Consider the following 16,418-nt stretch of genomic DNA (forward strand, 5'->3'; position numbering starts at 1 on the left):
CTTTCGAAGCCAGCGTAGCGCAGCGCGAGGACCCGGCCGAAGGTGACTCCGACCCGGCATTCACCGCGCCAGCGCGGTTTCAGCGTCCACCGTGGATCGCCTCCTTCATGGGGGGGCGATATCAGTCCCGGCGCCAACGGTAAAACAGGCTCCCGGAGCTGCCCGTGTCCGCATCGAGAAACACCAGGTTCCCCCCGGAATCCGCCATCGCCGTTCCGGACCAATCCCAGGGCCCGCGCAGCAAATCGGCAGTCCGCTCAAGGTGGACGAGGGCTCCGGGTTCATGGAGCCAGTCCATCTGCAATCCAGCCGGATGGCGCCGGATGCCCGGCAGCAGCGGAGGGGGCGGGAGCCGTCGCAGGATGGTCAGGCTGACGGTGGGGTCGGTCGTTCCCGGAGAGGCGCCGTGGATCGCGTAAGTGAACGAGTCAGCCCCTTGGAACGTCGGACCCGGGCGGTAGTGAACGTATCGTCCGACAAGTTCCACCGGAAACCCGACCGCACTCTGCGCGGCCACGGAAGCGATCGCTGCCGGGCCGCCGCCGGTTCCGGAGTCGTTGGCCAGCAGGCGCTCCACCGGAATGACCACGTGGGGACCGATCACCGGCCCCATTGGGTCATCGCGGCCCAAGGGATCCTCCACAACCCAGCGGGTAATTTTGAGGCGGCCCTTCACATGATATCCGCAGGCCAGTGCCCGTATTCCGGGTGGACGGGTTTGCACCCCCGCCTCGATCCCGCTGCTCAGGTCCACGTCAAACGCCACCGGGTCCGGTCCGGATAGCGCGTCGAGGTCTCCGGCATTTTGGGTCGTCACTGATTGAATCCGGCCGGAGGTCACCTGGAGGGACACATGGGCTCCGGCATCCACTTCCACACTCCCGTGGGCCCGAAGCACAAGCGGTGGAAGCGCCACCGCCATCGGTGCCCGGGGCAGGACGTCAACGCGGACATCCCCAGACTCAAACTCAACAGACTGGGAGCTCGAGGTGCCGGAAAACTGGATGGTGCCGAGCAGCGTGGCGTCGAGCGTCATTTCGACACGTTCCACGCGCCCGGCGAGCGGAGGGATCTGGAGTGCAAAGGCGGTCTCGCCGGGCCCGAGCTCGAAGCCAAAAGAGTCCTCAACCGTCGCGGCGGACGGTCCGCCAGCCGCGGCCATCGCAAGTGCAATGGCCATGCTGGCAGCTCCTGAACCCGATGTGCTCATCCAAGGACACCCATCAGCGTACGGTGGCAGACTCCCCGAACATTGTCACCGTAGACGCAGCGAATCCGCCATCCGATCGAGTCGGCGGCAGGTTGCCGCATTCGTGGGCGAGAAGCCCGCGTTTCCCCACGGGCCGCGCCCATCAGGGTCCCACGTTCCATGGACACCACGACCTTCCGGACAGGTCCCGTACCTCAGCGCGATTCGCCGCCCCATCTCCGTCGCGGTGCCTCGGATGCGGTTGTTGTCCAACACGGTGGCGTTTTGCCCGAGACTTCCTTCAGCCTCTGTCTCACGTCAAATGACCCAGGCGCCCGGTTGGCACTTCCCCTTGTCGGGCGTGCAGGGGACATCAACCCCCAAGATCGGGTCGCCCTGCCAGCCGCACCCGCAAAAAGGGGGCTGCCGATCGGCAGCCCCCGGTGTGACATTGGCGGTTCTGTCCGGTCGCTGGACCTTATTCGTAGGCGAGAACCAGTGAGGTGCCGTTGATGGTGACCGACCGGATCCGGGTCACCGAAGAGCCGCTGACCCGGTAGTACCGGGTGCCCTCCGGGGCGGCAACGGTGATCGTCTTGCCGGCAACGTCCACCGTGGCCCCGGATTCAGGAGCGTAGGCCCCTCCCAACGTGGCACTCCCCAGCAACTCCGCGGACTCCGGTGGCGCCCCAAGGGGCACGCAAACATCACCGCCATCCCCGACGAGCGGCGGGCCGTCGGCCGTGGGCCCGCCAAGCGCAGCCACCTGGTCGTCGGTCAGGGCGCCCTCGCGGAACTGGAGGGCGCTCACCAGCACGGTGCTCTGCTCGTTGTCGTCGCCGTCATTGAACATGTAGATCTCCGACGGGAGCGAATACCGGCCGTCGAGATTGGCACCATCGCCACTGGGGTCGTCGCGATGCTTGACGCCATTGACGTACTTGGCGAACCGCTTGGGCGTGGAGGTCATGTCCGCCACAAACACGACGCGCGCCCAGGTGTTGCGCGGATGGCTGTTGGCCGGGTTGATGCCGTCATAGTTCGAGCAGCAACCCTTGCCATAGGAACCATCGGACGCCCGCCAGAACAGGTCACCGTCGTTGTTCTGATCCAGGTCACGCGTCCGGAAGACGGTTCCGAACCCATGCCCCTCACCCCAGTACACGTCCATCACCAGCGTCCACAGGTTGGCATTGACCCCACCGCCGTTCGCCGGCAATCCCGGCCGGACCCGGAGCCCGGTACGGCGGAAGTCCTCTCCCTCCTCATTGCGCGGAATCACCAGGAACCGGGCAGGCTGGCCTCCAATCGGCGGCACGTCGGCATACGTGCCCTGGCCGCTGGCACCGAAGTCGTAGTGGGACGCCAGGGCTTCATCAATGTAGGCCACCGGCTGTCCGATCGTCGCGGCCAGGTTGCCGTCAAAGGTCCAGTGACCCTTGATGCCCGGGTCCACCGATTCCGGTCCCGGGATGCCGGACGCCGAGGGACCGCCCAGGGCCAGCACCTCGTCGTCGGTCATCGCCACCGGACGGAACTGCAGGGAGTTGATCAGGACGGTGCTCTGTTCGTTGTCGTCGCCGTCATTGAACATGTAGATCTCCGCCGGCAGGGAGTACCGGCCGTCGAGATTCGCGCCATCTCCGCTGGGGTCGTCACGATGTTTCACCCCGTTGACGTACTTGGCGAACCGCTTGGGCGTGGAGGTCATGTCCGCCACGAACACGATGCGCGCCCAGGTGTTGCGCGGATGGCTGTTGGCCGGATTGATGCCGTCATAGTTCGAGCAGCAGCCCTTGCCATAGGAACCGTCCGACGCCCGCCAGAACAGGTCGCCGTCGTTGTTCTGATCCAGGTCGCGCGTCCGGAACACGGTCCCGAACCCATGCCCCTCGCCCCAGTACACATCCATGACCATCGTCCACACGTTGGCGTTTTGGCCGCCGCCGCTCGGCGCCAGCCCCGGGCGGACCCGAAGGCCGGTGCGGCGGAAGTCCTCGCCGTTGTCATTGCGCGGGATCACGAGGAATTGTGCAGGTTGGCCGCCGATCGCCGGGATGTCCGCATATGTCCCCTGGCCGCTCGTGCCAAAGTCGTAGTGGGAGGCCAGGGCATCATCAATGTACGCAGCGGCCGTGCCCGTTGAGGCCTGCAGGCTTCCGTTGAATTCCCATTGTCCGGCGACGCCATTGCCCGCGGGACCGGACGGCGCCGGAATGCCCGAGGCGGCAGGTCCACCCAGCGCGGCCACCTCCGCGTCGGTCAGGGCGCCATCGCGGAACTGGATGGCACTCACCAGGACGGTGCTCTGCTCGTTGTCGTCGCCGTCGTTGAACAGGTAGATCTCCGGCGGGAGCGAGTACCGGCCGTCGAGATTGGCGCCATCGCCACTGGGGTCGTCGCGATGCTTGACGCCATTGACGTACTTGGCGAACCGCTTGGGCGTGGAGGTCATGTCCGCCACGAACACGACGCGCGCCCAGGTGTTGCGCGGGTGGCTGTTGGCGGGATTGATGCCGTCGTAGTTTGAGCAGCAACCCTTGCCGTACGAGCCGTCCGAAGCCCTCCAGAACAGGTCACCATCATTGTTCTGGTCCAGGTCGCGCGTCCTGAACACCGTGCCAAACCCGTGGCCTTCGCCCCAGTACACGTCCATGACCATTGTCCACACATTGGCGTTCTGGCCCCCGCCGCTCGGAGGCAGGCCCGGCTTTGCCCGCAATCCCGTGCGGCGGAAGTCCTCGCCATTGTCATTGCGCGGGATCACCAGGAATTTCGCGGGCTGTCCATCAATCCCTGGAATGTCCGCGTAGGCTCCCGCGCCGCTGGTTCCGAAGTCGTAATGACCCGCAAGTGCGCCATCAATGTAGGCCAGGTCGCTGCCCACCGACGCCTTGAGCGTGCCGTCACCAAAGTTCCAGTAGCCGGTCGTCGCCGGGCCCCCGGCATTCTCACATGCGCCCGGCACCGTGAAGAACGACCAGGCACTCGTCACGGCGTTGCCCGAGCCGTCTGCATACGACAGGGTGACCGGATAGGAGCCTTCCGGCACGTGCCCCGGATGCTGATAGCTGATCGTGGTCGCCCGGCCGTTCTTGGTGACGGTCGGCACCAGGACCGTGTCCCTCACCATGAGCTGGATCGAGGCGGGACTCAGGACCGTGGTCTCCTCGGTCACCACGATGTCCAGGCTCAGCCTGGGGCTCACCCCGGTTTCGCCGGGAGCCGGTTTCGCGCTGCTGATGTAGGGCGCCACCGCGCCGGAACGGTCGCGGTAGGCCCGAATGTGGCCCGGCGTGGACCGGTCGTTCACCAGGATCCGCGCCCCGGTGGACGTCACCGAATACAGTTCGCAATGCGCATTGCCCACGCCCTCGTACCAGAGCAGTCGCACGCCATAGATGCCGGCCTCCTCAACCACGAAGCTGGTCTCGGTGGTGGACACCCCGTTGACAAGCGCCACCACCGGAGCGGTGACGTCGCGCGGGTCGCGCCCGATGGTGAGCTTGAAGCCATCGTCGCTGACGACCCCCAACCGGACGACGCCCGCCGGCAGTTCGAGGTAGGCAATGCTCTCAATGACGATGTTGTCCAGCGCCTCAAAGCCGTCTGCAGTCAGCCCCGGATAACCGGGAATGGCATCGTCGAATATGAAGTGACCGCTGCCCTCCTGGTCGTCATCAAAATTGACGGTCTCCAGATTGAAGGTGCCGTCGGCGTTTGCGCCGAAGGTGCTGGCAATGCTTGGGCCGAACTCCCCGGCCAGCTGCCGCTCCGCCGCCGCCACGCTGGAGACGATCGGGGACTCGACCTGGTAAACCCGCGCCCGGAAGCCGCTGGTCGTGGTGTTGACGCTGCCCGCGGGCGCTTTGGCGGACGCCGGCACGGTCAGATACGAAGCCACGTTGAACTCAAAGGAAAACGTCTTCGAGCCGTCATACGTTAGGGTCACCTTGTGGTTGGATCCCGAAGCCAGGAAGCCCGGCGGATCGAAGGTCACGGTGCGGGTGTTCCCCTGGCTGGTGACGGTCGGCAGGACCGCATCACCGTCGAAAGTCATCGCGACCGTCGGCGAGGTCAGATTTTCGACCACCACCGTGACCACGGCGTCCGGCGGTGCGTTTTGCGCTGCGGGGGACTTCGAGGCGACATACGCCCCGGCCCCGACCGTCGCCGTGGTGATGCTCACATCGTCAATCCAGTGATTGTTGCGGATGGCCGCCGTCAACTCAGCCGTGCCCGCCCCGAACCCAAACACACCCGCGATGGGCGTGTATCCGATCCCCACCCGGTCATACACGGTCACGCCGTCATAGACGACGGTCAGCGAGCCGTCGGGATCCACCCGCACCTCCACCGCGGCAAACCGGACCGCGGTCGAATTCGGCGGGTAGGTCGGGATGCCGCGGAAGTTGCGCACGGCCACCTTCACCCCGCCCATCTTCACAATGATGCCCGGGGCGTCCCCTGGGTCATTCCCCTCGGCGTTGAACCCCGGGAGGTTATCAATCGTGTCAAAGGAGATGACGAGCCCCTGGCTGTTGCCCCCGCCCTCGCGAAACGGTTCGAAATCCGAAAGGTCGTCCGCCAGCACGAAGCTGAACCCTTGCGCCCCCAGGGAGCTGCCGCCGCCCACCGCGGCCTTGAATGTGGCCGTAAAGCTCTGGATCAGGGCCCCGCCATTGAAATCCGGCAGTTTGTAGGAGCCGTTCTGCGGCAGTGGCTTTGGATTGTCCGCCGGCGGCAAGTCCGCCAGATCGGTGAGCTTCAGGACGCCATCCTCCACCTCGGCAGTCCCAAGGGGGGTCCCGCCCGGATCGAAGGAGAAATCCGTCGTGAAGGTTGCCGTGCGAGCGGAGGCGGCACCCAGGACCAGCAGGCCGGCAATGGTCAGGCCGCGTAATGACCCGGATAATGCCGGCAGCCAGGCATCCGGGTGGAGGACATGCGTGGATCTCATGAGAGGAAGGGATTTTTGGAGCACAGGGAGACGATTCCCGGTGGGGATGGGCGCCGAGGCGCCCGCGTCCGCCAAATGCGGAGGCCGTCGAGGCCGGACCGGGATCGCCGGCGACAACAGCCCCTTGGGGATATCGGTCCCCGGAGGTAGAATTCCGGGCACCGGCACAACCTTTCGGGGACAAATGGTGGTTAGTCGAAACGGACCCCGGTTGCCAAGGCGAAAATGATGTTCCCCGACCGATTGCCGCAATGTGGACTCGATTCCGAAATCCATGGCGCGACTCGGACCGTGCCGCGGCGGCCCGGCGCTGGCAGACTTGGCCCATGACTTCGGACAGACTGCGGTCGTTGGGGCGACTGCTGGTCCTTCCCGTCCTGCTCTACGTGCTTCTCCGCTGGTTTGAGCATCGCAACGTGTACCAACCCACGCCGTCGCTGTGGGCCGATCCGTCGTCCCTTGGCATCCCTTACGAGGAGGTGTGGCTGACCACCACCGACGGGCGACGCCTCCATGCGTGGTTTCTTCCCGCTGCGGATGGAGCCGCGTATGGCGATGTGGCGGTCCTTCACTGTCACGGCAACGGCGGCAACATCAGCCACCGCCTCGAGACCTACGCGGCGCTTCGGGAGATCGGCGTGGCCGTTCTCGGATTTGACTATCGGGGTTACGGCCGGAGCCGGGGTCGCCCCAATGAAGAAGGCACCTATCGGGACGCCCAGGCGGCCTGGGCATGGCTCCGCGACCGGGGTTTCGAGGCGACCCGCATCGTGGCCTTCGGCGAATCCCTGGGGGGCGGCGTGGCCACCGAACTTGCCCTGCGCGAACCGGTCGGTGCCGTGGTGCTCCAGAGCACCTTTACCAGCATTCCGGACCTCGGCGCCGAGCTGTTCCCGTGGTTGCCCGTCCGGGCGATAGGCCGGATCCGCTACGACAACCTCAGCAAACTGCCCCGCATCCGCGTCCCCGTGCTGGTGATGCACGGGCGCGGGGACACGTTGGTCCCGTTTCACCACGGAGAACGTCTGTTCGCAGCCGCCGGCGAACCCAAGATGCTCTGGGAACTGGCGGGCGACCACAACGACGCGCTCGATGCCGACCCCCGACGATTTCTCGAGGGCCCGCGGCGCCTGCTCGAACGGCTGCCGGCGGCGACGGGACCCACGCCCCGGTGACGCGGGCGCCCGGGAGGCACCCCGGCCCCCGACGCTCAGTCGAACGCGTGACCGGCGCTGCAGAGCACGTTGCGGAGCTTGTGACGCACCAGCTCCTTCACCGCTTTGCGGGCGGGTGCCAGATACTTGCGGGGATCAAATTCCTTGGGCTTGGTCGCAAGCACCTCGCGAATCGCAGCGGTCATCGCCAGGCGAAGGTCGGTGTCAATGTTGACCTTGGTGCACCCGGTGCGACGCGCGATCTCAATGTCGGCCTCGGGGACCCCGGCGGTTTCCTCCCCCAGGTCGCCACCGTACTTGTTGATCTTCTGCGCCAGATCCTTGGGCACCGACGAGGCGCCGTGCAGCACCAACGGGTAGTCCCCAAGCCCCGCATCCAGCAGGGCCTTCTTGATGGCCTTGAGCCGCTCCAGGTCCAGGTGCTGCTCGCCCTTGAACTTGTAGGCGCCATGGCTGTTGCCGATGGCGACCGCCAGGGAGTCCACACCGGACTGCTTGACGAACGCGACGGCTTCGTCGGGATGCGTGTACACGCCTCCCTTGGAGTAGCCGCCACCCTCCTCGCCATCGTCGTGCTGCGCCCCCACGAGCATCCCCAGCTCGCCCTCGACCACGCAGTCATGCTTGTGGGCATAGTCCACGACCTTGCGGCAGACCTCCACGTTCTTCTCAAACGGATCGTGGGAGGCATCAATCATCACGCTGGTGAAGCCCTCATCAATGCACTGCTTGCACAGCTCAAAGCTGTCGCCGTGGTCGAGGTGCACCGCGATCGGGATGGTGCTCAGGCTGACCGCCGCCTCGATGAGCTTCTTGAGATAAACCGGATGGGCATAGTCCCGCGCCCCCTTGGAGATCTGGAGCATCACGGGCGCCTTCTCCTCCTCGCAGGCCTCGACGATGGCCTGCAGCAGTTCCATGTTGTTCACGTTGAACGCGCCCAGCGCGTACTTGCCCTTCAACGCCTTGGCAAAAAGGTCTTTCGTATGGGTGAGTGGCATAAGGAAATCGCTGTTGTGCGCCCGGAAGTCCGCTTCCGAACGCGGCGGGATTCTACGGACCGTCCCGATCCGGGGGAACTGGATTCTGGCAACGAAAACGGCGGGCCTTCCGGCCCGCCGTTCTGAAATTCGCCGTGCCCGAGCGCGGCGGTCAGCGGTCAGCGGTCTTGATCCACCGGAGCCTCCTCGTCGGCCTCGGGTCGTTCCGGTTCGGCGGTCACCTCGGGACGGCTGTCGCGCTCCTCCATCGCCGCCTTGCGGCTGAGCCGGACCCGCCCCTTCTCGTCCACGCCCAGACACTTCACGGTGATCTCATCCCCGAGCTGGACGATGTCCTCGACCCGCTTCACCCGGAAGTTGGCCAGTTCACTGACATGCACGAGGCCCTCAGCCCCTGGCAGGAACTCCACGAAGGCTCCAAAGTCCTTGATGGCAACTACTTTCGCCCGGTAGATCTTGCCGGGCTCGGCGGCCGATGCCGCGCGGGCCTTGTCTTCAGGGGATCCCTGCTTGGCCGCACGCGATGCCTCGGACTCGCCCCGGGCTCGGCCGGCATCGGCGGGTCGTTCCGGACGCTCCCGGCGTTCCCGACGCTCTGGACGCTCACCCCGCTCGCCCCGCTCTCCGCGTTCGGGACGTTCCGCACGTTCCGCACGCTCCGGTCGTTCCGCCCGGGGCGGCCGTTCGTCGTCGGCGACCGCCGCACCATTCGCCTCGGTGGAACCTGCGGGGATTTCACCCCGCTCCTCCATCGCGGCCTTGCGGCTGAGCTTGACGCGCCCCTTGTCGTCCACGCCGATGCACTTCACCCAGATCTCATCGCCCATCTTGACGATGTCCTCGGGGCGGTTGACGCGCTTGTTGGAAAGCTCGCTGACATGCACGAGGCCGTCCTGGCCCGGCATGACTTCGACGAACACGCCGAATTCCTTGATGGTGACAATGCGGCCCAGGTAAAGGCGGCCAATCTCGATCTCCGCGCCCAGCGCTTCGATCTCTCGCTTGGCCAGCTCCATCCCCTCGGCCGAAACCGAGAAGATCTTCACCGTGCCGTCGTCCTCGATGTCAATTTCGCACCCGGAGTCATCCACCAGGCGCTTGATGTTCTTGCCGCCGGGCCCGATGAGCAGGCCGATCTTCTCAGGATTGATCCGCAGCACCGTGATCCGCGGTGCATACTTCGAGATGTCGGTGCGCGGCGCCGGCAGGGTGGCGGCCATGCTTTTCAGGATCTCCAAACGGGCGCTGCGCGCCTTGGCGACCGCTTCGGCCATGATGGACAGCGGCAGGCCCTTGAGCTTGAGATCAAGCTGGAAGCCCGTGATCCCGTTCTCGGTGCCTGCAATCTTGCAGTCCATGTCGCAGAAGGCGTCCTCCCAACCGATGATGTCGGTGAGCAGCCGGTAACGGTTGATCCGCCCCTCGGCGTCGTCCTCGGTGCAGATGCCGATCGAAATGCCGGCCACGGGCCGCTTGAGCGGAACGCCCGCGTCCATCAGTGCCAGGGTGGCACCGCACACCGAGGCCATCGAGGTGGAGCCGTTGGACTCCATGATCTCGGCAGTGATGCGCACCGCGTACGGATATTCCTCCAGCGGGATCATCGGCCGGACGCTGCGCTCGGCCAGCGCCCCGTGCCCGATCTCGCGGCGCCCGGGACCGGCGATGCGGCCGGTCTCACCGACCGAGAAATTCGGGAAGTTGTAGTGCAGCAGGAACTGCTTCTTGGTCTCACCGCCCGTGTAGGCGTCGAACTCCTGAACGTCGTCGCTCGTGCCCAGCGTCGCGATGCAGACCGCCTGGGTCTCGCCGCGCTGGAACATCGCGCTGCCGTGGGTGCGCGGCAGAAATCCGACGGCGCTGCTCAGCGCCCGCAGGTCATCCATGTTGCGGCCGTCGAGCCGCTTCCCGTGATCCAGGATCAACGACCGAACCGCCTCCTTCTGGATGTAGTACTGGGCATCCTTGAGCACGAACGGGGTGACCTTGTCGGCGCCAAACCGGGCCACCAATTGTTCGCCCACCTCGGTGAAGACGGCGTTCACCGCGGCTTCACGGGCCAATTTTTGCGGCGTCAGCAGGGCCGGGATGATCCGGTCGCCCGCCAGTTCCTTCGCCGCCGCCAGGATCTCGTCGGGCACCACGTTGACCTTCACGGTCCGCTTGGGCCGCCCGATGCGCGCCACAAGCTCCTTCTGCGCGGCGATCAGCGGCTGGATGGCCTCCTGGCCAAACCGGAGCGCGGCGATGAAGTCCTCCTCGGGGATCTCGTTGGCCGAGCCCTCGTACATGACGACGTCGGTCTCATTCCCCACATAGATCAGGTCCACGTCGGACTCCGACTGCTGGTCGTGGGTCGGATTGGCAATCCACGCGCCGCGGACCCGTCCGACCCGGACGGCGCCGATCGGACCCGCCCAGGGGATGTCGGACACCATCAGGGCCGCCGAGGCGCCCAGGATGGACAGGATGTCCGGATCATTCTGTCCGTCGGCGGACAGCAGCACGCTCTGGACCTGCACCTCGTTGTACCATCCCTTGGGGAAGAGCGGCCGGATGGGCCGGTCCGTCAGACGACAGGTGAGGATTTCCTTCTCGGTGGGGCGTCCTTCGCGCTTGAAATAGCCCCCGGGAAACTTCCCGGCGGCGGAGGCCCGCTCGCGGTAATCCACCGTCAGCGGGAAGAACTCCATTCCCTCCTTCGCCTTGGTGGCCGCCACCGCGGCGGTGAGGATGACGGTGTCACCCATTTGCACGGTCACGGACCCGTCAGCCTGACGGGCGTAGCGGCCGGACTCGATATGGAGGTCCTGACCTCCGACACTCACAGTTACTTTCTCTGGCATGTTGTCTTGTGCCGGCCCGGAGCCCGGGGAACTTCAATCAACCGCCCCAACAGAACGCCGGCTGGCGCCCGCGGCGTCGGGGTCGCTGAGTGAAATCACCCGGTGACGGGCCGATCTCAGTTGTTGACGCGACCGGAATGATGTTTCGGGAATGGCTGTCGCGGGGCGGTCCGGGTCGCATCGCATGCGGCCCCCTCGGCACCCCGATGGGGGGTGGCTCCAGCCAAAATTCAAAACCGGGCCCAAGGCCCGGCCTGCACGGAATTTATCGGCGTAATTTCAACTTTTTGGTGATGGCCTGGTAACGGCCCTCGTCCGTTTTCTGCAAATAGTTCAGCAGGCGCCGCCTCTGGCTGACGAGGATCAGCAGCCCGCGTCGGGAACTGTTGTCCTTGGCATTCTTCTGAAGATGCTCGGTCAGGTTGGCGATGCGGCTGGTCAGCAGCGCGATCTGGACCTCGGGCGATCCGGTGTCCTTGTCGTGCGTGCGATGTTCGGTGATGGTCTTTGACTTGGCTTCCATGCTGATTTCGGTGTCGGGCAGCAGGTACCGCCCGGTGTTGTCCGTCAATCAAAGCGGGGATCGTACTGGAGATGCGCCAGGTGTCGAGAACCGAATTGGCGCTGAAAAAGCCTCCCAGTCTCCGCCACGGCCGGAGCGCCTGCCGGCCGACCCGGGGAGCGCCCGATTTCCCGGGTTCTCCCCGGCCGCGACACCCGTTAGGATTGCCCCGATGCCGGCCCGCCAGTCCCCGCCCCCCGACCTGGCCACCCTCCGCCTCGTTGTGGAGGGCACCGCCGGGGTGACCGGACGCGACTTCTTCCGGGCGCTGGTTCGGAATCTCGCGAAGGTCATGGACACCGCCGGCGCCTGGGTCACCGAATATCTGCCGGCCAGCCGGCGGCTGCGTGCCCATGCCTTCTGGCTGCAGGGACGGTTCGTGGACCCCTTCGAGTACGACATCACCGGCACCGCCTGCGCCCCGGTCGTCGAATCCCGCAGGTTCATCCACATCCCCGACCGGCTCATCGAGCTCTACCCCGGTGATCCGGACCTGGTCGCGATCAACGCGGTCAGCTATCTCGGGGTACCGCTCCTTGATACCAACGATGAGGTCATGGGCCACCTGTCGGTTCTGGACGTCAAGCCAATGCCCGAAGACCGGCGGCGGCTGTCGCTTTTCGAGATCTTCGCGGCCCGGGCCGCGGCAGAAAGCCGGCGCCTGCGCGCCGAAGAGCAGATCCGTGCACGGGAGGAACAGGTGTCGGCGCTGCTCGACGGCGCCATGGACGCCATCACCGTACTGGACGCAGCAGGGACGGTCGTCCGCGCCAATCCGGCCGCCGGGCGTCTGTTTGGGTGCGATCCGGATGCCCTGACCGGGCGCCCGCTGCCGGAGTGGCTGCCCGAGGAGACCGTCCCGCGGTTCGAGTCCTTCGTGCGCGAACTGGACACGCGTCCCGATGGAGGGCGCCACCTCTGGATCCCCGGCGACTTCGCCGTGCGGCGGGCGGATGGAGACCGGGTGACCGCCGAGGCCACGGTATCGCGGTTCGAAAACCGCGGACGCACCTTTCATGCCGTAATCCTGCGCAACGTGGACGAACGCATGGCGGCCGAGCGTCGGATCCAGGAACTGACCGCAGAAACGGAATACCTCCGGGAAAGCGTCCGGGAATTCTCCGAAATTGGAGACCTGCTTGGCGAAAGCCCGGCCATGCGGGAACTGTTCGACGCCATGCGACGGGTCGCCGCCGCCGGGACGACCGTCCTGATCCATGGGGAAACGGGCACGGGCAAGGAGTTGATCGCCCGGTCGCTGCACGCCTTGAGCCCCCGGTCCGAGCGGGCGCTGGTCCGGGTCAACTGCGCCGCCATTCCCGGCACCCTGATGGAAAGCGAGTTCTTCGGACACGAGCGCGGTGCGTTCACCGGGGCGACGACCCGGAGGGAGGGCCGCTTCGCCATGGCCGACGGCGGGACGCTGTTCCTCGACGAGGTGGGGGAGCTGCCCCTGGATCTGCAGGCCAAGCTGCTGAGGGTCCTGCAGGAAGGGGAGTTCGAGCCCCTCGGAGCGAACCGGACCCGGACCGTGGACGTCCGGGTCATCGCCGCCACCAATCGGGACCTGAAGGGCATGGTCACCGCCGGACAATTCCGGGAGGAACTCTACTACCGTCTCAACGTGTTTCCCCTGCAGGTCCCGCCCCTGCGCGAGCGCCGCGGCGACGTGCCCTTGCTCGTCCGGGCATTCCTCCAGCGATTTTCGCGACGCATGGGCCGGCGCCTTGACCCGCCGCACCCCGACGACCTGCGCCGCCTGAGCGAGTACGCCTGGCCCGGCAATGTCCGGGAACTTCAAAACGTCATCGAGCGGGCCATCATCCTCGCCGACGGGCACCGTCCGAACCTCCAGGCCGCCCTGCCTGGATCGGCCGGCGAACCCGCAGTCCCGCCGGATGCCCCGGCAAACACCCGCATCTACACCGCGGAGGAATTGGTGGCGCTGGAGCGGGCAAACATCGAGCGGGCTCTTGAAGCCTGCGGTGGCAAACTCTCCGGCACCGACGGCGCCGCCCAACGCCTCGGCCTGGCTCCCTCGACGCTCGCCTCGCGCATGAAGGCGCTGGGAATTCGCAGGCCCCGAAGTCATTCATAGCCGCCCACACCCCGGGACGCCCCCCTGGCACGAATTTCCGCGGACTTCGGTCGCGAACTCTCGCGACTCACGAGATCTCGTGAGGGTTCTTTGAGGTTGGTCCGTTTATAAATCATTGATCATCAACACATCAAAAAATCCCCAACGCCCGGCACGACTCCAGCAATTCGGTGGGTGACATCCGGTGCCAGATGGCTCCGGGATCAACAAGAACATCAACAGAAAGGAAAACACATCATGACGGCACCGATCGCCAATACCCGGACCGTGAACGGGATCAACACCGAAGCCCTCCAAGGCGCCATCGCCTCGATTGCGGCCAACCCCGCTGAGGGCCAGACCCATTGGAGCGTGAGCTCCCACTGGCAGGGCGGCACCCGATCCGACGCCCGGGTCACCCGGTACCGGATTGGGGGACGCGAAGTGGCCAAGGACTTCACGATCTCCGTGGACGAACCGCTGGAGCTTTGCGGCACCAACCGGTACGCCAACCCGCAGGAGTACCTGCTCGCCGCGTTGAATGCCTGCATGATCGTCGGCTACACCGCCCTCTGCGCGCTGGAAGGCATCGAACTGGAGTCCCTGCGGATCGAGACCGAGGGCGATATTGATCTCCGGGGCTTTCTCGGAATTGATCCGACCGTGAAGCCTGGCTACGACCACCTTCGGTACACGGTCCACGTCCGCGGCAACGGAACTCCCGAGCAGTTCGAGAGGATTCACCGGACGGTGATGGCCACGTCACCCAACTACTTCAATGTGGCCACGGCGATCCCCTTGAAGTCGCGTCTGGTGGTTGGCTAATCTGGGATTCCAGATGGCAAGCCGGCCGTTGGCGTCCGACCGGACGCCAACGGCCTCATTCCTCCGTCCATGCAACCGATCTTCCGAAAACTCCGCCGGTTCCTGATCCCGGTGCTCGCCTTGATGCCGATCGCGGTCGGCGCCGCAACTCCCGAACCCCTTCCCGGCCCGCTGCTCCAGGGTTTGGGTTCCCTCCAACATCCGGTCACGACCCGGTCGGACCTTGCCCAACAGTATTTCGACCAGGGACTCAGGCTGCTCTACGCCTTCAACCACCGGGAGGCGGCCCGCGCATTCCGGTCGGCAGCCCATCTCGACCCGGACTGTGCCATGGCCCACTGGGGCGTCGCCTACGCCCACGGACCGCATGTGAACCGTCCGATGGATCCCGACGACACTGCGGCCGCCTGGGCGGCGCTGCAGGCCGCGCGCGCCAAAGCCGCAGGCGTCTCCGGGCGCGAGCAGGCATACATCCGTACGCTCGGAGCCCGCTACCAGGAGCAGCACGTTGAAGACCGCAGCGACCTGGACCGGGCCTTTGCCGGGGCCATGCGGGAGCTGACCCGCGACTATCCGGATGACCTGGATGCCCGGGTGCTCTTTGCCGAGTCACTCATGAACACCATCCCGTGGGATTACTGGACGCGCGACCGCACTCCCCGGCCGGAAACCGACGAAATTCTCGCCGCGCTCCGCCTCGTGATCGCGAGGCAGCCGGATCACCCGGGGGCCAATCACTTCTACATCCATGCGGTCGAGGCCGGCCCAAATCCCGAATGGGGATTGCCGGCGGCCGACCGTCTCGCCGGCTATGCGCCCGCGGCGGGCCACCTGGTGCACATGCCCGCGCACATCTACATGCGTGTCGGGCAGTACGCCGACGCCGTCAGGTCCAATCAACTCGCCGTCCAGGCGGACCGCGACTACTTCAGGCAATGCCAGTCCATGGGCTTCTATCCGGGCGCCTACTATCCGCACAACCTCCACTTCCAGTGGTGGGCCGAGGTGTTCGAGGGGCGCCGTGCATCCGCAATACGTCTCGCCAACGAGGTGGCCCAACTGGCCCGGGACAACGTCTGCGGCCCCAACAAGGCCCTCGAGGCGCCGCGGCTCCGGCATCTGCCTTGGCTGACGCTCGCCCGCTTTGGGGACTGGGATGCCGTGCTGGCTGTGGCCCGGCCGCCGGCGACCAACGACTTTCTGGTGGACCGCGCCCTGTGGCATTTCACGCGCGGCCTGGCCCACGCCGCGCTCGGAGACCCGAACGCCGCCGCGCGGGAGCATCAGGAACTGGGGCGCCTGGCGTCCAGTGATGCGGCCCGGGAACTGACCACTCCGGCATTCCCCGTCGCCGACACGCTGGCGGTCGCCGAAGCCTGGCTGGCCGGCAGGAGCGCAATGGCGGCCGGCGACACCGCCTCCGGACTGGACCATCTGCGGCGCGCCGTTGTTGCCGAGGACGCCATCGCGTACATGGAACCCACCTTCTGGCCGCTGCCGGTGCGTCCCGCCCTGGGGGCCGCCCTGTTGCGGGCCGGCGACGCTTCGGCCGCCGAGGCGGTGTTCCGCGAAGATCTCCACCGCTGGCCGCGAAATGGCTGGGCGCTGTTCGGACTCGAGCAATCGCTCCAGGCCCAGGGCAATAACGAAAGTGCCGCCCTGGTGAAGCGGGAGCGCCTCACGGCCTGGGAACGCGCGGACGTGACACCGCAGCTCGAGTGGTATTGAGGTCCCCGGGGAGATCGGGGCCGCCCCGGGAGCATTGCGGGCAGCGTGCTTCCCG

General features: G+C 66.2%; 8 protein-coding genes and 1 pseudogene. 4 read left to right on the plus strand and 5 right to left on the minus strand.

What is annotated here, in order from left to right:
• Nucleotides 1-121: 121 nt before the first annotated feature.
• Entirely contained in the window at nucleotides 122-1,180 is a 1,059-nt protein-coding gene (locus KF791_10615; protein MBX3733035.1) for a hypothetical protein, read from the minus strand.
• A gap of 487 nt (nucleotides 1,181-1,667) precedes the next feature.
• Nucleotides 1,668-6,149, minus strand: coding sequence for a hypothetical protein (locus KF791_10620; GenBank protein MBX3733036.1), 4,482 nt, complete (start codon nucleotides 6,147-6,149; stop codon nucleotides 1,668-1,670).
• Nucleotides 6,150-6,475: 326 nt separating this feature from the next.
• Here KF791_10620 and KF791_10625 point away from each other — a divergent pair, with 326 nt between their 5' ends.
• Nucleotides 6,476-7,324 carry an alpha/beta hydrolase gene (locus KF791_10625; protein ID MBX3733037.1) on the plus strand — a complete coding sequence of 283 codons (849 nt, stop codon included), beginning with the start codon at nucleotides 6,476-6,478 and terminating at the stop codon, nucleotides 7,322-7,324.
• A 35-nt stretch (nucleotides 7,325-7,359) separates the two neighbouring features.
• Here KF791_10625 and KF791_10630 read toward each other — a convergent pair whose 3' ends face one another.
• From KF791_10630 to rpsO, 3 genes and pseudogenes are all read right to left on the minus strand, one after another.
• A complete protein-coding gene (locus KF791_10630; GenBank protein ID MBX3733038.1) occupies nucleotides 7,360-8,325 on the minus strand; it encodes a ketose-bisphosphate aldolase in 966 nt (321 codons plus the stop codon).
• Between the two features lie 638 nt (nucleotides 8,326-8,963).
• Nucleotides 8,964-11,171: pseudogene (locus KF791_10635) on the minus strand (polyribonucleotide nucleotidyltransferase).
• A 265-nt stretch (nucleotides 11,172-11,436) separates the two neighbouring features.
• Nucleotides 11,437-11,694 carry a 30S ribosomal protein S15 gene (rpsO, locus tag KF791_10640; protein MBX3733039.1) on the minus strand — a complete coding sequence of 86 codons (258 nt, stop codon included), beginning with the start codon at nucleotides 11,692-11,694 and terminating at the stop codon, nucleotides 11,437-11,439.
• Nucleotides 11,695-11,905: 211 nt separating this feature from the next.
• On the opposite strand from rpsO, the gene KF791_10645 reads away from it, so the two are divergent.
• From KF791_10645 to KF791_10655, 3 genes are all read left to right on the plus strand, one after another.
• Nucleotides 11,906-13,831 carry a sigma 54-interacting transcriptional regulator gene (locus tag KF791_10645; protein MBX3733040.1) on the plus strand — a complete coding sequence of 642 codons (1,926 nt, stop codon included), beginning with the start codon at nucleotides 11,906-11,908 and terminating at the stop codon, nucleotides 13,829-13,831.
• 237 nt (nucleotides 13,832-14,068) lie between these two features.
• Complete coding sequence (locus tag KF791_10650; protein ID MBX3733041.1) at nucleotides 14,069-14,635, plus strand: OsmC family protein; 567 nt, start codon at nucleotides 14,069-14,071, stop codon at nucleotides 14,633-14,635.
• A gap of 69 nt (nucleotides 14,636-14,704) precedes the next feature.
• On the plus strand, nucleotides 14,705-16,363 hold the full coding sequence (locus tag KF791_10655) for a hypothetical protein (protein MBX3733042.1): 1,659 nt from the start codon (nucleotides 14,705-14,707) through the stop codon (nucleotides 16,361-16,363).
• Nucleotides 16,364-16,418: the final 55 nt, after the last annotated feature.

Source organism: Verrucomicrobiia bacterium (assembly GCA_019634635.1).
Lineage (GTDB): Bacteria > Verrucomicrobiota > Verrucomicrobiia > Limisphaerales > UBA9464 > UBA9464.